The sequence below is a fragment of the Nodularia spumigena CCY9414 genome, assembly GCF_000340565.2.
GTDB lineage: Bacteria > Cyanobacteriota > Cyanobacteriia > Cyanobacteriales > Nostocaceae > Nodularia > Nodularia spumigena.
This window is the reverse complement of the sequence record NZ_CP007203.1, coordinates 884,769-905,592: the sequence shown is the minus strand read 5'-3', so window position 1 is coordinate 905,592 and position 20,824 is coordinate 884,769. Positions and strand designations below refer to the sequence as shown.

Here is a 20,824-nt window from a genome sequence, read left to right as displayed (position 1 = left end):
TATTCACTCATGTTTCTACAGGAGATTTTGTTAAGGCTACTTTGCACAAAGATCGTAAAAACATAACTTCTGGAAAGTATGTAAGTCGTGTTAAAACTCCCACAAAAAACGGATGTGAGATTGTTATCAATGGTTTTAGAGTTGAATTTTCAACAATGAAAGATATTACTAAGGTTCATTGTAGTGACGGGTATAGCTACGTTTGACTACGCAAAACTACAATTTTATGAGATTAAATGCAAAGACTGAAAGAGAAATTACGTTAAAGTCTTTTTAGACAACAAGAAATTTTGCACATTCATAGCAGCTAGACCTGGGAATTATTTCTACATCACAACATAATTATTGTGTAGGAATCAAAGGGTGCAGTGTAAATAAATTGCTAGGATAATACAGTGCAAGATTTAGCACAGATGTAAACAGGAATTTTTTCATATGACGCAACTACTGACTGATGCAACAATTCAAGCACAGGCGAGCCGTTTGTCAGGTTGGACAGTAGAGGGTTCTAAGTTGCAAACTACTCGCAAATTCAAAGATTTTATCGCCGCAATTGAATTTGTAAATAAGCTAGTAGAACCTGCGGAATCGTCAGGACATCATCCAGACATCGAAATTTCCTATAACAAAGTCACTATCAGCTTGACAACACATGATGCAGGTGGGTTAACGCAAAAGGATTTTGATGTAGCTCAAACAATTTCTCGGATCAGCTAAAGTGTTTTGCTGGAAAAGCCCTAATTATAGGCGATATCAGAAATTGAGGCGGACTGGGAACATATAAACTCTCAGAACGTCTTCTTTTTTCAAGATGATTGTATGTGACAGTTAATCAAGCGATCGCTAATATCTTGCCATATACTTCAGATGCCTTATAATGGTAGGCTAATAAGCTGTGTTTTTGCATTGATTAGTTAATTACATTAATTTAATTTTGAACTTTTAAATTAATCAGTTATTAGCTTTGCAAAAACTAAAATTGTGGTAGTGGTAACTATGCCTCATCAAAAGAGTTCAACAGTTGTTGAATTCGTGAGAATAAGTGCAGCAACAACAATTATCTATACAAGGTGTGAGGAAAAAGTGAAGATGTCTAATATATTGTGGAAATCCCTGGTGGTTAGTCCAGCAGTTTTGGGAGCAACATTGTTAGTGTCGGCCGCAGCAGTTGCAGCTCCAAGTACCACCACGGAAGTTTCGGCAAATGAACAACAAGCCGCTACTGAAGTTGCTCAAAAGCCAGAACTATTCGCTCAAGCAACCAACAACACCAATGTTGTTATTAGCCAAGTTAACAGCAGCGAAAACCAAGAAAATAATACACTGTCTCAAGTAACATCGGTTTCCCAGTTTTCGGACGTACAACCGACAGACTGGGCATTCCAAGCGTTGCAGTCCTTAGTTGAGCGCTACGGTTGTATTGCTGGTTACCCAAATGCGACTTATCGCGGTAATCGGGCTTTGACTCGTTACGAATTTGCTGCTGGTTTAAACGCTTGTTTGGATAGAGTTAACGAATTGATCGCCACAGCAACTGCTGACATGGTGACCAGACAAGATTTAGCTACTTTACAGCGATTACAAGAAGAATTTTCCGCAGAATTGGCAACTTTACGCGGTCGCGTAGATTCCCTAGAAGCGCGGACGGCTGAATTGGAAGCCAATCAGTTCTCCACCACTACCAAGTTGTCTGGTGAAGCCATTTTTGCTCTGACTGATAGCTTTGGCGATACAGTTGGCGACAACAATAACACTGTTTTCCAAAACAGAGTTCGTTTAGGCTTGGAAAGCAGCTTTAACGGTCGGGACGTTTTGACCACCCGTTTGGTCTCTGGTAATGCGAACAACTTTAACTTGGGTAATGATACAGCCGTTGGCCCTGCTCTTGCCCAAAGTGGTGAAGGTCTGCAAACCTTTAACGTTGATAACACTGGTGGTAATAACGTTGAGATAGACAGATTAACCTACCAAGCTCCTATCGGCCCAGCCCAAGTTTACCTCGCGGCTAACGGTGGTCAACACAGCCATTATGCAGCTGTTAACAACCCCTACTTTGCTGACGGCACTGATGGTGGTAACGGTGCTTTAACTACCTTTGCTTCTCAAAATCCCATCTATCGGATTGGTGGTGGTGCAGGTCTTGCCTTTACTTTACCCTTGGGTCAAGGTGGCGGTATCCTCAGACCAAGTTCAGTCACTGTAGGTTACTTGGGATCAGAAGCGAATGAATCCAATCCTGGTTCAGGTGTCTTCCAAGGTAACTATGGCGCTCTAGGACAGTTGAACTTTAGCGTGAGCGATCGCTTGGCACTAGCTGCAACCTACGTTCATGGATATCATGGAACAGGTTCTGCTATCTTCAATAGTGGATCTAATGCTAACCTCTTCAATCCAGCGTCTGCCAGACCTGTAGTGGGTACTACAATAGCCAACTATGGTGGTATTAACAACCAAACAGGTGATGGCAGCGCCTTCGCAACTAATTCCTACGGTGTGTCAGCTGCATTCCGACCCAGTGACAGATTGTCTGTGAGCGGTTTTGTTTCCTACACTGATGTCAATGGCTTTGGTGCTAACGACAGTAGCGAAGTTTGGAGTTACGGTGTTGGTGTAGCTTTACCTGACTTTGGTAAGAGAGGTAACGTCTTGGGTGTTTTCGCAGGCGCTCAACCCTATGCACTTAATAGACAAGAAGGTTCTAACCAAGTTCCATACCAAGTTGAAGGCTTCTACAAATATCGCGTTTCTGATAACGTCTCAGTTACTCCTGGGGTGATTTGGGTGACAAATCCTGGACAGAACAGCGACAATGAAGATGCGTTTATCGGTACTCTCAGAACAACCTTCACCTTCTAGAGTGTTGCACATCTGCTAAATATAAACAACATAAACTTGATTGCTCCCCGCCCTCACGCGGGGCTTTTTGTTGTCCATCAGAGTAAATAACAAACCCCAGTGGAGAACCGTAGTATACTAGAAAAAGTTAAGAGTCAAAACTCTATTTAACTTTTTCTTGATCCCTTACTCATATTGCTGCTTGTGGAACTATCATGTAAATCTGAATACGCCATTCTCGCCTTAATCGAAATGGCAACTCATTATCAAAGCGGCGAACCAATGCAAATTCGCCAAATCGCCGCCCAACAAAGCATACCCGACCGCTATTTGGAACAGCTACTGGCTACTTTGAGACGCGGAGGTATAGTTAAGAGTCAACGCGGTTCCAAAGGTGGCTATTTTTTGACCCGCGAACCTTGGAAAATTACGGTCTTCGATGTTTTAGAATGTTTGGAAGGGTTAGATGTGCGGACTTGTGAAGAAGACAACAATCCCAAAAGTATAGATACTGCTGTGATTAAAGAAATTTGGCAAGAAGCTTGTCAAGCAGCAAACTTAGTTTTACAAAACTACACACTTCAGGAGCTTTGCGAAAAAAGAGATTCTCGCAGGCAATTGGATATTATGTACTACATTTAGTCCCAAGTATTTTTAGCTGTTGATTGATAACTAAATAGATCAGGAATAATTATGAAGATTGCCCGTAATATTACAGAACTTGTTGGTCGTACACCGTTAGTACAGTTGAACCGCATCCCCCAAGCTGAAGGATGTGTGGCTCAAATAGTTGTGAAACTGGAAAGTATGAACCCATCAGCATCAGTCAAAGACCGGATTGGGGTAAGTATGATCAACGCCGCAGAAGCAGAAAAGTTGATTACTCCAGGAAAAACTGTATTGGTAGAACCGACATCGGGAAATACAGGTATTGCTCTAGCTATGGCCGCATCTGCTAAGGGTTATCGGTTAATTTTGACTATGCCAGAAACTATGAGTGGGGAACGCCGGGCGATGTTGCGGGCTTATGGGGCTGAATTAGAACTAACACCGGGAATTGAAGGCATGACGGGGGCAATTCGCCGCGCTCAGGAGATAGTTGATACTACGCCACATACTTATATGTTGCAGCAGTTCCGCAATCCAGCCAATGCCAAGGTGCATCGGGAAACTACAGCTGAGGAAATCTGGGAGGATACTGATGGACAGGTAGATATGATTGTGGCAGGTGTGGGTACTGGTGGTACGATTACTGGTGTAGCGGAAGTTTTGAAAGCCCGTAAACCGAGTTTTCAGGCGATCGCCGTTGAACCCAGCAATAGCCCCATATTATCGGGAGGACGACCAGGCCCCCATAAAATCCAAGGAATTGGGGCGGGGTTTGTACCTCAAGTTCTGAAAGTAGAACTGATTTCTGAAGTAATTACCGTCACCGACGACGAAGCGATCGCATACGGTCGGCGTTTAGCCAGAGAAGAAGGGCTACTATCTGGTATTTCCAGTGGTGCAGCCTTATGTGCAGCCATTCGTGTTGCTCAACGTCCAGAAAATCAGGGACGCTTAATAGTAATGATTCAGCCCAGTTTTGGAGAAAGATATTTAAGTACACCTTTGTTCCAAGACTTGGAAGCTAAAGTAGCCGCTAGCATCAGCTAACGTTACATTAAATCAATGGTCGATTTTAAACAAGTTTCTAACCACTACGAAACGCTCAAAGTTAATGCCAATGCTAGCCAAGCGGAGATTAAGCAATCTTATCGCCGCTTGGTAAAGTTGTTTCACCCTGACAGCAATCAGCAAACAGCAGATAAAGAGCAAATTATTCGGATAAATGCAGCCTATGAAGTCTTAGGAGACAGTCAAAACCGTCTGTGCTATGACCAACACCTGCAAGAAAATTCCCAAAAATTCCATAGTAGTTATCAACAGCGCGCCGCATCAGCTCAAAAACGGTACCAAACAAACAGACAGACAGACAGGACGAGATGCTGATCAACACGTTGAGGAATGGCTACGTTTAGTTTATCAACCAGTCAATGATCTGCTTGATCATATTCTCAATTCTCTAGACGATCAAATTGAGGAACTAGCCGCCGATCCTTTTGATGATGAATTATTAGAAGAATTTCAAGAATACTTAAACACCTGTCGAGACGATCTCAAGCAAGCCCAACTGACTTTTCGTTCTCTACCAAATCCCCCCAGTTTAGCAAAAACAGCAGCTTATCTTTACCATAGTCTCAGTCAAGTAGCCGATGGAGTGGAAGAGTTAGCTTACTTTCCTTTGAGCTACGATGAGCGTTATTTGCATACAGGACAAGAATTATTCCGTATAGCTGCGAGACTGCACTACGAAGTCCAAGAATCGGTGAGTTAATTCTCAATAGTCAATTATTAGTTACAAATACACAAAAATTACTGATAACTAACAACTGGTAAAGAAATTAGTTTATGCTGGAGTATAGTGAAAGTTTAAGAAATGTAAAGCTCAGTTTACAGAATACTCATGCAATGTATTGTTAATCGCCGCGCTCAGTTTTCGGCTAGTCATCGGTATTTCTTACCAGAACTGAGTGAAGCCGAAAATACTGAAAAATTTGGTGCTTGTTCTAGATTTCCTGGACATGGACACAACTATGTTTTATTTATCTCCCTGGCTGGAGAATTGGATAAATATGGCATGGTACTCAACTTGTCTGATGTGAAACACGTAATTAAGCACGAAGTTACCAGCCAACTAGACTATTCTTACCTCAATGATGTGTGGGCAGAATTTCAAGAAACTTTACCCACGACTGAAAATATTGCACGGGTGATTTGGCAGCGTTTAGTACCGCATTTACCCTTAGTGCGTGTGCAGTTATTTGAACATCCTGAACTTTGGGCAGATTATATAGGAGACGACATGGAAGCTTACCTCAGCATCAGTACTCACTTTAGCGCCGCCCATCGGTTGGCTCATCCTCAACTGAGTAACGAAGAAAATTCGCAAATTTATGGTAAGTGCGCCCGTCCTCATGGTCACGGACATAATTACCATTTAGAAGTCACTGTGAAAGGTAAAATTGATCCACGCACGGGGATGATTGTGGATTTAGGGGCTTTAAATCAGGCGATTGAAGATTATGTGCTAGAAGCATTTGATCACACCTTTTTAAACAAAGACATCCCTTTCTTTGCGGAAGTTGTCCCCACTGCTGAGAATATCGCACTTTACATCAGTAATTTATTGCGATCGCCTATTCAGGAATTGGGTGGTACACTTCACAAAATCAAACTGATTGAAAGTCCCAATAACTCCTGTGAAATTTACTGCACAGAATCGGATGCAAATACTGTCAGTGCAGTCAAATCTGAGCCAGTGTTAGTTTAACCGAAGAAAGAACCTCACCCCCAACCCCTCTCCTTATAAAGGAGAGGGGAGTATAGAACCTCACCCCCAACCCCTCTCCTTATAAAGGAGAGGGGAGTATAGAACCTCACCCCCAACCCCTCTTCTTATAAAGGAGAGGGGAGTATAGAACCTCACCCCCAACCCCTCTTCTTATAAAGGAGAGGGGAGTATAGAACCTCACCCCCAACCCCTCTTCTTATAAAGGAGAGGGGAGATAAAGGAGAGGGGAGGATATAACCATAAATAAATCAGGTACTAACTTGAGCAATGATAGTGCGGTGACGAGGGGAGTTACTGGTGATAGTGGGCGCTTGGAAACCAGCCTCAACTAAGGCTTGCTCAATGTCCAAAGCAAAATATTCATCTAAATAAGGTTCAGTACTTTTGAGCAGCGTCAAAATGTAGGGGGGCATTTTCTGGTATATTTCTGATCGGGGATTCATGTCCATAATTGCCAAATGACCACCGGGACGCAACACCCGCCGCATTTCGGCAAAAATCTGGCGGGTTGCGGATTGAGGCAATTCGTGGCACATTAAGAAGATAGAAACTAAATCAAATGAAGCATCTGGTAACTCAGTAGATTCAGCTGCGGCATGAAGCCAATTAATTTGACCTTGACGCTGTTCGGCGCGGTAGTGAGCAACAGCTAAAAAATAAGGCGATAAATCCAAACCTGTAATCTGAGACTGGGGATAAATTTCTTGCAGGGCAAAGGTACTGAGTCCTACACTACACCCGACATCTAGGATATCTTGCGGAGTATGGGGAAGGGAAGCTGTGAGAATATCGTGATAACTTTGACGCAGTTTAGCATCACCTTGGGCTTCTGCATCTTGCCAAATTTTAGCATGAACGGCATGAGCTGCCGGCTTGACTTCAAATGCAGCTTGCCAACTTAGATTACCAGTTTCGTAAGCATGAAATGAATTGAGGTAATAGTCTGGGTAAGAAAGCTGAGGATTTTGTACTTGAGCTAATTCTTGTGTCCAATCACGCGCCTGTAATGTTTTGACTTCTTGTGTCCAAGGAACGCCAATTCTTTCGGCGCGTTTGATCATCATTTGTCTGGCTTGATGCTTGGCTAGATTGGCTAAAGGTTTGATAGCCAAGATACCATTCACCAAACGGGAGGCTAAACCAGGAGTAGTTGTAGCAGCAGTCATAAGTTTTGCGTTTGTTTGTGTTTTATAGCCTATTTAACTTATGACACAATTACCCCAGGCTAGTCTAGAAGCACATTAGCTTTATCTACTTCGCCGTTTTCGGTTTCAGAGCTAATAACATCTCCAATTGAGCGATAGACTTGTTGGGACTGGTAAGGGTGACACCAAAACCATGAATGGCACTCAGGACTGTGTTAGCCTCAGATGGCAAAGGTTGTCCTTGTGTCATAAAGCGATTAACTAGGAACGCGGTTTTTTCTGCATCTATATAGAAGTAACCAGCATTGGGTTTTTGCAGTGAACCAGTTACAGCTTTGAAGGTGTCGCTACTATCGAGCTTGGGAGTATCGTTTGTGGCGATCGCATCAGCTACAGAACCACCAACTGCCAAAAATACGGTATCTTGATTTAGCCAACCATGAGATAATAAAGCTCCTTGTCCGGGCATTTGCCATTCAGTGATATCTTTACCGTCGATATTTATGGTAGTGACGTTGATTCTTTGAGTTTTAGCGAGGTTATCTAGTTTGCTAAAAGTGGCTGTCGCAGTTTGGCGATCGCTTGTTCCTAATACTAATGCACCGCCTACACCCAGATTCGCTAATATCCCTTGATTCGATGGCATAGCAGCAAAGGCAAATTCCTGATCCATCCACCCAAAAACGTCTTTATCTAGGTCAATATTCACAAACTTGAGTTGTCCCCGCATCTGTTGTAATATTTGATTAAATGCAGGATCATCTTCAGACTGTTCTACTATAGTTGACCAACTGCGGCTGATGCCATTACCAGTCATCAATGCAAAGGTATCCAAGGGTAATTGACTGACTATTTTTGCCGGCGTTGTTTGATACTCGAATGTATTCAGTTGTGGATTTAAATTAGCGATCGCCTTCATCCGCACTCCCTGATCATCAACCCCAACACGCGCCACCATAGATTTTACTTGTTGCAACTGTTTCAGACTTTGTGGTGGTAATTGCCTAGCCTGGGGACTTGCAGCTACCAATTGTTGCATCATTTCCGCATAGTCTGGTATATAAACTTGAGCGAGAATGTTTTTCATATCTGCGTTAGCAGTGAGAATCGTCTTTGCACCTTCTTGACTGGCGAAAGAAGGCTTTCCTTTGAAAGTTTCAATAGCCGTTTCTACATCTGGCTTTTCCGAAGATAATACTACATGATTATTATTTAAAACAGCACTATATGTCAGTCTGCCATTTTCTGTAACTGCTGTGATTGTTTCACCTTTGTAATCAAATTCCTCAACTTTGACATCTTTTTGTGCTTTTAATTTCTTGGCAAAATTCAAGGACTTCAGTTTATCTTTAATACCTACTACCATCAAGATATGAGATTTTGTTTGTCCCTTTGTCGCCGCACTAGGCTGATTCGATTGTGCAAGTTGAGTAGAATTGGGCGGTAGTACAGCCACCATCACACCACCAACCCAAGGCTTCAAATCTTGTTCGTATGAAATATTACCTTCACTCAAAAAATCTTGTTTAAAATCTTCTAACCCTTTGGCTAGGAGCTTTTGCGTTTCTGGAGTGCCAAACTCTGCTAACTTCGCCCAGGCTTCGGGTTCAGTGGTAATATAAGTTGCCATCAGTGCTGTAGAAGGGACTAATTTAGCACTCCCTAGAGCGCTGGAGCTATCTCCAGATGGCCCTTTAAAATAGATATAAGCAGCTACAGTTCCCGCCACGAGTACAGTCGCACCAACAGCAGGAATTAACAAATTCGCTTTACGTTCGGGCATTATTACTAACCTTTTTTGTTATATTTCTCATTAATAAAAGTCAAATTCCGGTAAAAAACCAGGACTTACGCAAAATCATGAAAAAACGAACCACATTCGCGTAGCGTCTCCCCTTCTCCCAAAGGGAGAGGCTAGCGCCAAGGGAGAAGAACGCGTTGGCGCTAGCCTCTCCCCTTCTCCCAAAGGGAGAGGCTAGCGCCAAGGGAGAAGGACACGAAGGAAAGAGGGTTGCAGAGAGTTATTGCGTAAGTCCTAAAAACTTGTTGCTTATCACTAAAATTCCCTCCATAATGCAATGACTCTTATCCCTGAGCAATTCGCCCTCAGTTACTGGGAAATCTCCAAGGCTGATCTAAAATTTTATTTTCTCCAGATTTGTCAAGCTGAATTATACTGAGAGTGTTGTTGAGTGATCATGAGTAAGCATAATTGTTTTTATGGCTTAGATAATATAGTTTATCACATCAGATGGGGTTAAATCCACTGAGCTTGTAGCCAATATAACCAGGAAATGCCAGTTGAAAAATCTCAGTTTTGAGATGATTTCGGCAAGTAGATAAAGGCTAAGATGCAGACTATGATTTACTTCTAGCCAGTCTAGTTTTTACCATTAAAAGTGAGTGTTTGTATGCCTAACGGCCCTTTGAGTGAAGAACCTCGGAATCAACGAGCCACTGTAATTCGTACTAGTAATGAATTTGTTTTGCTAGAATGGCTAAAGGCAAATGGTCGCCTGATAGAGCGTGAACATCAAGAATCTCAGCGTCTGAGTCAAGTAGAAGAAATCTCTGAGATGATTGAGCTTGATGATCTGCCCTATGATCATGACGATGATGATTCAGATATGGATTTAGAAGATTAAGTAGAAGAACAACTGGGTTTTTATCCAAAAACCCGGTGTTTGCTAATTATCCTGAATTAAATTTTCCATAGCAGTTTGTAAGTCTTTTGTCAATGTATTCACAGCTTGACGAGTTGCAGAGCGATTCCCTTGAGTTTTTTCCCAGCGTTCAGTCACAGAAATCGGTTCACCGACAGTAATCAGCGCCTTTCGCAAACCCAAGCGAGGTCTTCCGGGAAGAGTAGATTCCTGAATACGAGACAGCAAATCAAACATTAATAACGTTGTTTCTGCGAACCTTTCCGCCGTCGGTTTTTCCTGGATATAATTAGCAGTTACAGCCACAAAACTTTCCACAATTCTCATGTGTTGCATTTTCAAATCTGCTTCCGACGCAACCCAATCTGCTAAACCGCGTTTGAACGGTGGTAAAGCATTGATATCTGCTATATCATCCCGGTAAATGTAATTCCAACCGGCTTCTTCTAAACGACGACAACGATCAATAAAATTTCCTTGGGCTTGTACGCCAAAATATGCTTCAGGAACCTGTAAAGCTTTATCCATTAAACGATGCAATCTCGCAATTAAAATATCATTAGGACTTGCAGATTCATCAATCGATATGGTTTTGGGGATATCTTGATGATAGAAGCGGCGATAAAACTCTTCCATCTCGGTAATCAAATATTCACCCAAGCGACAAATGCGTTGATAGTAAATTTCTGGAGTCGCTGGTTGATCAATTGGTTCCAAACCGCTATCAGCTTCTAATTTAGTTAATAGCTTATGCAGTTTTGACCAAGGTGGCTCGACGTAACTATACTGAATACCAATCGGGACAATTACCACAGTCTCAGAACGCTGGGCTTTTTGCAAGTCTTCTACACACCAGAAACCTAATTGCGCCACACCGGGTTCTAGGGGACTGACAATTTCACTATGACCATTATTACCTCCTTCTGGTGCAACTGCGATCGCCATTTCACCATTACAAAACAATTCTCGTGCGGTTTGAATCGCTTGTCTATCTACTCGGCGACCACGACGAATGGGAACACCCCCAACTTTAGAGAATAACCGCCCTAGCCAATTTCCCGCCCATATAGTCATCCCACGGTCATAAAGAAAGTAGCTGTGAATGGGTTCTTGCAATTTAATCCCGTGCTGGCGAGCAACATTGGGCAAAATGTAGGAAAGTAGATATAACATACACAGAGGATCTTCTACCTCTGGATGACGAAATGCAATCAAAAAGCGAATTTTGCCAGCCTGGAATTGGTGATAAAGTTTAGCTAATGTCTCAACATTCTCAGCTTCAATGTGGACAATACCCGCAGGTAGCCACGGTTTAGTGCGAAAACGTAGCACAATAGGCAATAACCACCGGAAAATTTGGAGTATAAAGGGGTTAAAGCTTTGGCGAATAAATTTGAGTGGTGGTTGGGTCGAGTTGATTGATTTAGGCAAATGATTCTCCAGAGAATATGGATTTAGTAGGGCTACGCCCCGCTCCGCTAACACGCAAAGGCGCAAAGGCGCAAAGGACGGAAAAGTTTGGATATTAATATACCGGAGGATGCGCGACAGTACGCGCCTGCAACTCAACGCAATCGTGAACCTATTTTAGAGGTGCTTTTACAAGTGTTACCTACAACTGGCACTATCTTGGAAGTTGCTAGTGGTACGGGTGAACACGCTGTATATTTTGCGCCCCGTCTTAGCCCTCGTCAATGGCTACCTTCTGAACAAAATCCGTTGTTACGCGCTAGTGTGAGGGCTTGGGCTGAAGAATGTCCATCAGATAATCTTTATCCACCTCTGGAACTTGATGCTAGTGCGCCAATTTGGGGAGTGGAGAAAGGTAATTTACCTGACTCACCCATTGTAGCTATAGTTAATATTAATATGATTCATATTTCACCTTGGTCAGCTTGTTTGGGATTAATGGCTGGTGCTGGTCGCATTTTGCCGAATGGTGGAATACTCTATTTATATGGACCGTTCAAACAAAACGGCGAACATACTGCTTCTAGCAATGCGGCCTTTGACCAATCTTTAAAGGAGCGAAATCCTGAGTGGGGTGTGCGTAATTTGGAAGATGTCATAGAAGCAGCTAAAACCCAAGACCTGACTTTTAAAGAAATTTACCAAATGCCGGCTAATAATCTTTCTGTCGTCTTTCAACGTGCTGAATAGTGGAGATTAGCAGACTCGAACTGCTGACATCCTGCTTGCAAAGCAGGCGCTCTACCAACTGAGCTAAACCCCCATACAATAGAAAAAGCATTTGCTACTTTAGATAAAGATTATATCATTGCTCAGGAAATGAAGCAAGAAAATATCCAGGTGGTGGCAGCGCTGTATAAATTTGTCAGACTGCCCGATTTTGCCGAAAAACAAGAACCTCTGCTTTCTTACTGCCAATCACAAGGTGTTAAGGGGACAATTTTATTAGCAGCAGAGGGCATTAATGGCACTATTACCGGGTCGCGGCAAGCTGTTGACTCTGTTTTAACGTTTTTGCGTTCTGACCCCCGTTTATCCGACTTAGAAGCCAAAGAATCATACACCGAAACACAGCCTTTTGAACGGATGAAGGTGCGGCTAAAACCAGAAATTGTGACTATGGGTTTACCGGAAGTTGACCCAAATCAGCAGGTGGGGACTTATGTCAGTCCCGAAGAATGGAATGATTTGATTTGTGATCCTGACGTAATTGTAATTGACACTCGTAATGATTATGAGGTGAATATTGGGACTTTCAAAAAAGCCCAAAATCCTCAAACTAAATCATTCCGAGAGTTTCCCGAATATGTGAGTCAAAATCTCGACCCCAAGCAACACAAAAAAGTGGCTTTGTTCTGTACTGGTGGAATTCGTTGTGAAAAAGCCTCATCATTTATGATATCTCAAGGCTTTGCCGAAGTTTATCACCTCAAAGGCGGTATTCTGAAGTATTTAGAATCAGTCCCAACAGAGTCAAGTTTGTGGGAAGGTGAATGTTTTGTATTTGATGAACGAGTAGCCGTCCGTCATGGCTTAGAATCAGGTAGTCATGAATTATGCTTTTGTTGTGGACATCCAATTTCTGCGACAGATAAGACTTCCCCTAAATATGAAGAAGGTATTTCTTGTCCCCACTGTTGTGATAAACTCACCGCAGAAAAAAGAGTGCGTCAGCAAGAAAAGTGGAAACAATATCAATTAAGTCGTAATGCGTAATTTCCTCTTTCCTCTTTCTTCTTGGCGTACTTGGCGTACTTGGCGGTTCGTTGCTCTTATAGAATTTCTATAAAAACGAAATTGCAGATATCAAAATTCCAAACCTGTGCAATAGAGACAATTGATAAAATTGCCTCTACGGTAATTATTTCTTGTGCGCCAGGGTTAAACCATCAGCGATGGGAATTAAACTCAAATTAATTCGCTCATCTTGATGCAATTTCTCATTCAAGGCGCGAATCTTTGTAGTGCGATTGTCTTGAACTTCGGTATCTGCAACTCTACCAGACCAAAGCACATTATCAATCAAAATTAATCCACCAGGACGGACTAATTGCAGCGATCGCTCATAATAACCATCATAATTGCTTTTGTCAGCATCAATGAAGGCGAAGTCAAAGGTTTCTGCTTCACCTGCGGCGAGTAACTGATCTAATGTCTCCATTGCTGGGGCAATATGTAAATCAATTTTATCTGATACTCCGGCTGCTTGCCAATAACGAAGTGCGATCGCTGTAAATTCCTCACTCACATCACAGGCTACTACCCGACCTTCTGGAGGTAACGCCAAAGCCACCGCTAGAGAACTATAACCCGTAAATACCCCCACTTCTAAAGTTTTCTTTGCTCCCATTAATTGCACCAGCAAAGCCATAAATTGTCCTTGTTCCGGTGCAATTTGCATCATCGCCATCGGATGCTGCGCTGTTTCTTCCCTGAGTTGAGACAGGATTTCTGGTTCCCGTAAAGATACAGAGAGTAAGTAGTTATATAGTTGTGGTTCTATTCCCAGTGTTTTATTCGCCATAATTCAGTACAATTAACATCCAAATTATTTATTAATATTACTATATTTTACGTCTTAAGGTTGAGAAAAGCTAATTTGTCTTTCCATCTCCAGAATGATAAATTTCTCCAATTTCATAGTTAACTTAAAAGCAGATGAACAGGAGCAATCCTGACATTCCAAGAGAGTTGTGTACTTGTTTTCAGTGGTCAGATTAAGAGCGTGTGTCAGGTGTGAGGATAAAAATGTCGGTCGCGTACAATTGCCCTCAATTAGTACGTTTGGCTTACATCCGGGGTAAAAAGCCTAAACTTACAAATTGTAAGTTGGGAGTTAAAGCATAAATTAAACCTTGGATTGAATTATCGATCCAGGGTTTACTTTTAGAATTTTGTTAATTGTTTTTTCCTTAATTAATTTACCAGAAATTTATCCTATGCCAGAAGAAATCTTACAACCACCACAGGAACAAAAACCACCCGGTAAAGAATCAGAAATGAAGCCCAAACCTAAAGCTGATGACCCCCAGTATCAAGGTAGTGGCAAATTAAACAATAAAGTAGCATTAATCACAGGGGGAGATAGTGGTATTGGTCGAGCTGTGGCGATCGCCTTTGCGAAAGAAGGTGCAGATGTGGCGCTGGTTTACTTGATGGAACATGACGATGCGAAAGAAACCAAACATTTGGTAGAAAATCTTGGGCGGCGTGTAGTGGCGATCGCAGGCGATATTACCGATGAAACCTTTTGTCAGCAAGCTGTAGAACAAACCGTTGAGCAATTAGGTAAACTCGATATTCTGATTAATAACGCTGCTGAACAACATCCGCAAGAAAGCATTGAGGACATTAGTAAAGAGCAACTAGAGCGCACTTTCCGCACTAATATTTTCTCGATGTTTTACCTGACTAAAGCCGCAATGAAACACCTAAAAGCAGGTAGTTCCATCATTAATAGTACATCCGTCACAGCGTATAAAGGTAATGCCAAATTACTCGATTATTCCTCTACAAAAGGGGCAATAGTCGCCTTTACTCGTTCCTTATCACAAAATTTAGTCTCCAAAGAGATTCGAGTTAATGCTGTCGCACCTGGACCGATTTGGACACCATTAATTCCTTCCACTTTTCCCGCAGATCAAGTTGCAACTTTCGGTAAACAAGTTCCAATGGGACGAGCCGGACAACCTGAAGAAGTTGCACCCAGTTATGTCTTTTTAGCTTCCGATGATGCGTCTTATATGACTGGTCAAGTATTACATCCCAATGGTGGTTCAATCGTCAACGGCTAATTCAAACAACTGAGAATTTGGGATTGAAGATGTTATGTTACCCCGGATTAATCCGGGGCTAGAGAATTTTGGATTGACGAATTACGAATTACGAATTCTTACTATTCCATTGGATAGATGTGTTAATACTAAATAAATGCTAACCTATCTAAAGAAAAACACCCAAGAAATAACAACTACGACTTATGACATCCCCAAAACCATTGCTTGGCACAGAATTAGTAGATTGTGCTAGAGCAAATGCCAAGCAGGGAATAAAAATCGCTGCTTATCAATGTGGCTATGGCGATGATGTTAATACTTTTGCCCGTGAACTCAGAGAATCTTGCGAGAAAATGAATTTAAAAGTTAAAGAACTCAATGAATTAATTACTGATCAAGATATGATCCTAGAGTTAGGGACTGGAGAAATTGTTGCACCAGAAACGGCTTCAGAATTGTAAAAATTTTAGAGTCCGAATTGCAGAGTTTTCATTATATAGCAGGGCTTTCAGCCAAAGAAAAAATGTGTTCGTTTCATTTGTTGCGAGGGAATTTAATACTTTTGACTTTCCCTCTTGGGACTATAACCCTAAAATGACTCGCGCCAACTTAAAGTAAATCAAAACACCCAAGACATCAACGGCTGTAGTAATAAACGGTGCTGACATCAAGGCTGGGTCTAAGCGGAAGGCGCGGAATAAAAATGGCAGTGCTGAACCTGAGACAGAAGCAATCACAGAAATAGCTACCAGACTGATACCTACAGTGAATGCTACCTCGGCGCGTCCTTGCAGAAAGTAAGCCCAGATGGTGGCCATGCTACCTAACATTAAACCCAAGAACGCCCCGGCGATCGCTTCTCTGCCAATTACCTGCCATATCTTCAGGGATCTAATTTCATCGGTACTCATCCCCCGAATTACCACTGTAGAAGACTGCGCGCCCACATTACCACCAGTGCCTGTCAGCAAAGGAATAAAGGCTGTCAGGATAACTACTTGTTTTAAGATATCTTCTTGAGACTTAATAATTGTACCCGTGACTGTGTTCGTTATCAGTAAAACGAATAACCACACCACCCGCTTCCGGGCAACTTGCAGTAAACTCATTTGAAAATAGTTATCACCATCAGACTGCACACCACCGCCCAAGGCGTAGATATCCTCGGTGGTTTCTCGTTGCAGAATATCAATCACATCATCAACAGTGACAATACCTACTAAACGCTGTTCTTTATCCACCACAGGAACAGCTAAAAAATCATATCTTTGAATTAATCGAGCGACTTCTTCTTGGTCAGTATCGGTATGGACAAACACCACTTCACGGGTCATAATATCGCCAATGGTTTGTTCAAGCTGAGATACCACCAACTCTCGTAAAGAGACAATTCCCGTCAAACGCCTAGCGGTATCAGTAACATAAAGGTAGTAAATCATCTCACTCATATTAGCGAGGCTGCGAATTCGCTCTATGGCTTGAGATACCGTAAAATTTTCTTTGAGATAAATTAACTTTGGAGTCATAATGCGCCCAGCTGTATCCGCCTCATAACCCAAAAGTTGGGCTGTAGCTTGGCGTTCGGCTGGACTCAATTGTTCTAGCAAGCGATTGACAACTTTTGCTGGTAACTCGTCAAATAACCTGGCGCGGTCATCCGGGGACATTTTATCTACAATGTCACGGACATCCTGACTTCTGAGTTCTTCAATTAAATGTTCTTGAACACTGTAGTCGAGATATTCATAAACTTCGATAGCCTCAGTTTTAGGAAGCAAGCGAAACACCAAAGCGTGCATTGCTTCTGGTAAACCTTCAATGGCCTCAGCAATATCCGCAGGTTGCACAGGTTGGAGAATAGATTTGGCTTCCTGCAAGTTCCCCGATTCTAGGAGAATTTGTAGCTGATTTCGCACTAAATCTTGCAATTCGCTGCGCGTGATATTTTGGGTGGTAAAGTTTAAATGATTCGTCTCAGTCAAAATCTATTTTCCTTAGCCAGTTTCAACAAGTTTGCTGCTTTTAGTTTAGAGGAATGTGGGAATGAGGAAGTTAATTTTGTAATTGCTTCCATTTGCAGCAATTCGGGATTTATTACGCACCAGTGGCGGTGAATGGACTTTAGAACAAGTTATCAAACAGTTTAAAGTTACCCAGCGACAAAAGCAAGTGATTAATCACCATTTAGAAAGTTTAGAATGCTTCAATATTCTAGTTACCTCAAATGAAAATGGTGTAACACGCTGGCACTATGCAGAAGTAGAAAAATAGGCGTTAATTATGAATTAGGTAGATAAGAACCCCACTCCCAACCCCCTCCCCGCTTACCTACCGTGTACACACAAGTGGTATCTGTAAAGGTTTCAAGCTTTCTAGACACTTTAAATTGTCATTACGAGTGCAGCGATAGCGGAACGAAGTAATCGCATAATCCCGTGATTGTTGCGATTGCTTCGTCGTTCCTCCTCGCAATGACAGGTTTTTCGGCGCAATCCTAGAGCTTAGAATTAGACAACGAAACCAAGCGTTAGGTAGGATTTCAAGACTTGTGTGTACACCGTAGCCCCGCTTACGGGGAGGGGGCTATGATATAGCTTACCAAAAATCAAATAGTAGTCCTATATTTTATTTAATTATTAGTCTCATCTTTAGTAACTTCTGCTGTCACCATACTTTCGCCTAGAGCTTTTTGAGCAATTTTTGTCATATATATAGTTATCGCAATAGTGGCAATTAATCCAATTATTTGCATTACCCATTGCCAGATTTGCGCTTCGGGATTAATTGGCGGATTATTCTGATTTATCATGGCTAAATCACCTGCTAAGGAACCCATATAAACGTACATAACTGTACCGGGAATAATGCCAAAGGAACCTAATATATAGTCTTTGAGCGAAACTTGTGTAACTCCAAAAGCATAATTTAATAAGTTGAATGGAAAGATGGGACATAAACGCGTCAGTAAGACTATTTTCCATCCCTCTTTAGCTACTGCTAAATCTATGGCTTGAAATTGAGGATGTTTATTAATCTGTTGTGAAACCCAATCACGGGATAAATAGCGTCCGAGGATAAAAGCTAAAATTGCTCCGATAATGGCGGCGATTAACACATATACAGCACCCCAAAATAAGCCAAACAAGCAACCACCTTTGAGGGTTAAGAGAGAACCGGGGATAAATAATATTGTGGCTAAGTTATAAATGACAATATACGCAATGGGTCCGAATACACCCAGACTTTGCACCCATAAAATGGAATTATTTAAAATTACTGGAATGTTGATGTATTGGGCTAGGAAAATTAGGGTAATAATCAGAAAAGTAATTATTAAAAATTTGAGTGTACGATTTGTTCGGGGCTTGGGTTTTTGAATCATGCAATTTACCTGCGTTTTTCATATAGGACTCATATTTGATTTATGAAATACACGTAGGGTGTGTTATAGAGGAGAGTACGGCACCAAGACCACAGAAGACGGTGCGTTAGGCTAAAGCCATAACACACCCTACATATACTGAGATTTTTTCAATAATCAAATCGGATTCCTATAGCTACCTGCTATTAATATACGAAGCTGATTTGAGAAGTGGCTTAAAATTTATGAAGTTTTTCCCGACGATACCAGCTGCGAATGCGTTCGGGTGAAACACCGAGGAAATAAGCAATAATTACTATTTGATTGAGAAGGGTAGTGTGAAATACGCCTTTTTTTAACCATCTCCGGGCTGAGGTGATAACTGGTACAGGAATGATAGTAATATTACCAGTACGTTTTAAACGCCGGATGAGTTCCAAGTCTTCCATGATGGGCAAATTCGGAAAGTTGCCAATTTTATGGAATATTTCTGTGGTTAAAAATATTGCTTGATCACCGTAGGGCATTTGATAAAAGTGCGATCGCCAGTTTACTCCTTTTTCTACCCATCGCAAAGCCCAATTGTCGGCATCAATCCGCAACGTGAACGCACCAGCTACTGTTTGAGGCTGTTGTAGGGCGCTACGAACCATGTTATCAAAGCCAGCAGGTAAGCGGGTATCGGCATGAAGAAACAGGAGAATGTCGCTAGTTGCGGCCATAGCACCGGCGTTCATTTGACTAGCACGACCAGGGGGAGATAAAATAATTTTGACACCTAATGATTTGGCTATGCTTACAGTGTCATCTTGTGAGCCACCATCCACCACAATTAATTCTACATTTGTACTGGGTTGTGTGGATGCGATCGCATTCTCAATATTTGCCGCTTCGTTGAAGGTGGGGATAATAATCGAAATTGTGTTATGCACTGGGATTTGTCTCACGCAGAGGCGCAGAGGCGCAGAGAGGAGGAGGAGTTAGAAAATTAAATACCCCCTTCCGTTTGAATTATAGGAAGAGGGTTTACGAATTACGAACTACGAATTATGAAGGCTGATTAAAGTATGGCGCGGATGAGATTATTTGTGATAGCAACAGATGCTAAAATCCGTGAAATCCGTTAATCCGTCTCATCCGTGTTCACGAATTATCCTAATATCCGCCTTCTTCTTCGTATTCTGGCTGCCTTTCTTTGATTTTCTTGGGAATGTTGACTGGTTTTGGTGCATCTTCCCATGCGTCGCCTTCTACATCGTCGTAGTCGTCGTAGTCGTCGGCGTAAGGTTTGCTGTAGGGCTGGGGTTGGGCTTCATATCTGGCTGGTGCTTCTTGATATCTATCCCTACCACTGGCTTCACTCCAGTTGTCTTCCTCGTCGTCTTCGTATTCTATGGGTTCATACTGTCGCGCCCGCATGACTTGACGCTGTGGGATTTCTTCTTCCACATAGTCTTCTGTCCATTCTTCCTCAACTACGGGTTCGGGAGCGCGGACTTTAGTTCTGGGTGGTTGTAATGGGACTCCACTGGGTAGCTGATTCGCTGGTGACACTGTGCGCGGAGTATAGCCATATTCTTCTTCGGCTTCTCGCTCCCACGGTGCTTTACCTATGCCTAAGCGCTCTAGCACACCCACTGTTAACTGGTTAACTCGTTCTTCGGCTCCTTCAAAGACAATCAACCTGCTGGGGCCAGTGCTGACGATTTCATCTACTGAGAATTCGTAGGTGCTGAGAAATTGGTCGGGAATTTGGGGTAATCCTAAAGAGGCAATGACTATAGAAAGAATTTTTCCAGTTTCACCATTGAATTTGAAACCCCTCACCCTGCCTAATACTTCACCTGTTTCTGTGATTACTTCCCAGTTAATCAGGTTACTTAATGTTTCAACTTCGATGTCTTCAATAGCATCTTCGTTATCAACTAGAATTACATCACCAATTTGGTTGATGGTGCTGAGGTACATATATCGTGGCAAACTCGAAATAGAGATCAGGCTGTCTCGTAAACCAAGTGCCACAACCTCTCTTTGATCGATATCAACCCAAAGCTGATTGACGACACCGAGCCGTTTGCCGTTGTCGCGAGTAATCACCTGGGTGTTTAATATGTCGGAACGCCTAATTATCTGTTCAGAGGTCATTCTATACCGAGTCCTGATCTCGAATCCGGTTTATC

Annotated in this window: 19 protein-coding genes, 1 tRNA gene and 2 pseudogenes; 13 read left to right on the top strand and 9 right to left on the bottom strand. The window is 42.2% G+C overall.

Going from position 1 to position 20,824, the window contains the following annotated elements; translation table 11 throughout:
• The 7 genes and pseudogenes from NSP_RS26680 to NSP_RS04035 all read left to right on the top strand — a co-directional run.
• Positions 1-206: pseudogene (locus NSP_RS26680) on the top strand (RNA-guided endonuclease IscB); the annotation flags it as partial.
• Positions 207-435: 229 nt separating this feature from the next.
• On the top strand, positions 436-717 hold the full coding sequence (locus NSP_RS04060; RefSeq protein ID WP_006198209.1) for a 4a-hydroxytetrahydrobiopterin dehydratase: 282 nt from the start codon (positions 436-438) through the stop codon (positions 715-717).
• A gap of 372 nt (positions 718-1,089) precedes the next feature.
• Positions 1,090-2,856, top strand: a complete 1,767-nt coding sequence (locus tag NSP_RS04055) for an iron uptake porin (protein WP_006198208.1) — start codon at positions 1,090-1,092, stop codon at positions 2,854-2,856.
• Positions 2,857-3,039: 183 nt separating this feature from the next.
• Complete coding sequence (locus NSP_RS04050) at positions 3,040-3,477, top strand: RrF2 family transcriptional regulator (RefSeq protein WP_071839270.1); 438 nt, start codon at positions 3,040-3,042, stop codon at positions 3,475-3,477.
• Between the two features lie 51 nt (positions 3,478-3,528).
• Entirely contained in the window at positions 3,529-4,491 is a 963-nt protein-coding gene (cysK, locus tag NSP_RS04045; RefSeq protein ID WP_006198206.1) for a cysteine synthase A, read from the top strand.
• A gap of 15 nt (positions 4,492-4,506) precedes the next feature.
• Positions 4,507-5,212, top strand: a pseudogene (locus tag NSP_RS04040) (J domain-containing protein).
• Positions 5,213-5,341: 129 nt separating this feature from the next.
• Positions 5,342-6,208 (top strand): 6-carboxytetrahydropterin synthase, encoded by an 867-nt coding sequence (locus NSP_RS04035; RefSeq protein WP_006198203.1) that lies wholly within the window; start codon positions 5,342-5,344, stop codon positions 6,206-6,208.
• 269 nt (positions 6,209-6,477) lie between these two features.
• Here NSP_RS04035 and NSP_RS04030 read toward each other — a convergent pair whose 3' ends face one another.
• Together NSP_RS04030 and NSP_RS04025 are read right to left on the bottom strand one after the other, a co-directional pair.
• On the bottom strand, positions 6,478-7,395 hold the full coding sequence (locus NSP_RS04030; RefSeq protein WP_006198202.1) for a class I SAM-dependent methyltransferase: 918 nt from the start codon (positions 7,393-7,395) through the stop codon (positions 6,478-6,480).
• An 85-nt stretch (positions 7,396-7,480) separates the two neighbouring features.
• Positions 7,481-9,157, bottom strand: a complete 1,677-nt coding sequence (locus NSP_RS04025; RefSeq protein ID WP_006198201.1) for a DUF3352 domain-containing protein — start codon at positions 9,155-9,157, stop codon at positions 7,481-7,483.
• Positions 9,158-9,785: 628 nt separating this feature from the next.
• Here NSP_RS04025 and NSP_RS04020 point away from each other — a divergent pair.
• Positions 9,786-10,019 (top strand): DUF3134 domain-containing protein, encoded by a 234-nt coding sequence (locus NSP_RS04020; RefSeq protein ID WP_006198200.1) that lies wholly within the window; start codon positions 9,786-9,788, stop codon positions 10,017-10,019.
• Positions 10,020-10,061: 42 nt separating this feature from the next.
• On the opposite strand, the gene NSP_RS04015 is transcribed toward NSP_RS04020, so the two are convergent.
• Positions 10,062-11,468, bottom strand: coding sequence for a 1-acyl-sn-glycerol-3-phosphate acyltransferase (locus NSP_RS04015; RefSeq protein ID WP_173403254.1), 1,407 nt, complete (start codon positions 11,466-11,468; stop codon positions 10,062-10,064).
• A 93-nt stretch (positions 11,469-11,561) separates the two neighbouring features.
• Here NSP_RS04015 and NSP_RS04010 point away from each other — a divergent pair, with 93 nt between their 5' ends.
• Positions 11,562-12,197, top strand: coding sequence for a class I SAM-dependent methyltransferase (locus NSP_RS04010; protein ID WP_042202795.1), 636 nt, complete (start codon positions 11,562-11,564; stop codon positions 12,195-12,197).
• Here the strand turns inward: NSP_RS04010 and NSP_RS04005 are convergent.
• A tRNA-Ala gene (locus tag NSP_RS04005) sits at positions 12,198-12,270 on the bottom strand.
• A gap of 56 nt (positions 12,271-12,326) precedes the next feature.
• On the opposite strand from NSP_RS04005, the gene trhO reads away from it, so the two are divergent.
• Positions 12,327-13,223, top strand: a complete 897-nt coding sequence (gene trhO / locus NSP_RS04000; protein ID WP_006198197.1) for an oxygen-dependent tRNA uridine(34) hydroxylase TrhO — start codon at positions 12,327-12,329, stop codon at positions 13,221-13,223.
• A 145-nt stretch (positions 13,224-13,368) separates the two neighbouring features.
• Here the strand turns inward: trhO and NSP_RS03995 are convergent, their stop codons facing one another.
• Positions 13,369-14,031, bottom strand: a complete 663-nt coding sequence (locus tag NSP_RS03995; RefSeq protein ID WP_006198196.1) for a class I SAM-dependent methyltransferase — start codon at positions 14,029-14,031, stop codon at positions 13,369-13,371.
• 415 nt (positions 14,032-14,446) lie between these two features.
• Between NSP_RS03995 and NSP_RS03990 the strand changes: the two genes are divergently transcribed.
• The gene (locus NSP_RS03990) at positions 14,447-15,301 is read left to right on the top strand and encodes an SDR family oxidoreductase (RefSeq protein WP_042202794.1); all 855 of its coding nucleotides are present in this window, start codon (positions 14,447-14,449) and stop codon (positions 15,299-15,301) included.
• Positions 15,302-15,486: 185 nt separating this feature from the next.
• Positions 15,487-15,744: a hypothetical protein gene (locus NSP_RS03985; RefSeq protein ID WP_006198194.1), complete on the top strand. Its 258-nt coding sequence runs from the start codon at positions 15,487-15,489 to the stop codon at positions 15,742-15,744.
• Between the two features lie 120 nt (positions 15,745-15,864).
• Here NSP_RS03985 and mgtE read toward each other — a convergent pair whose 3' ends face one another.
• Positions 15,865-17,265: a magnesium transporter gene (mgtE, locus tag NSP_RS03980; RefSeq protein WP_006198193.1), complete on the bottom strand. Its 1,401-nt coding sequence runs from the start codon at positions 17,263-17,265 to the stop codon at positions 15,865-15,867.
• Between the two features lie 82 nt (positions 17,266-17,347).
• Here mgtE and NSP_RS03975 point away from each other — a divergent pair, with 82 nt between their 5' ends.
• Positions 17,348-17,554 carry a hypothetical protein gene (locus NSP_RS03975; RefSeq protein WP_006198192.1) on the top strand — a complete coding sequence of 69 codons (207 nt, stop codon included), beginning with the start codon at positions 17,348-17,350 and terminating at the stop codon, positions 17,552-17,554.
• A gap of 358 nt (positions 17,555-17,912) precedes the next feature.
• Here the strand turns inward: NSP_RS03975 and NSP_RS03970 are convergent, their stop codons facing one another.
• The 3 genes from NSP_RS03970 to NSP_RS03960 form a co-directional block, all read right to left on the bottom strand.
• Positions 17,913-18,665 carry a TVP38/TMEM64 family protein gene (locus NSP_RS03970; RefSeq protein WP_006198191.1) on the bottom strand — a complete coding sequence of 251 codons (753 nt, stop codon included), beginning with the start codon at positions 18,663-18,665 and terminating at the stop codon, positions 17,913-17,915.
• Between the two features lie 215 nt (positions 18,666-18,880).
• Positions 18,881-19,591: a TIGR04283 family arsenosugar biosynthesis glycosyltransferase gene (locus NSP_RS03965; RefSeq protein ID WP_006198190.1), complete on the bottom strand. Its 711-nt coding sequence runs from the start codon at positions 19,589-19,591 to the stop codon at positions 18,881-18,883.
• Between the two features lie 208 nt (positions 19,592-19,799).
• Positions 19,800-20,789, bottom strand: coding sequence for a PRC-barrel domain-containing protein (locus tag NSP_RS03960; RefSeq protein WP_006198189.1), 990 nt, complete (start codon positions 20,787-20,789; stop codon positions 19,800-19,802).
• Between the last annotated feature and the right edge of the window lie 35 nt (positions 20,790-20,824).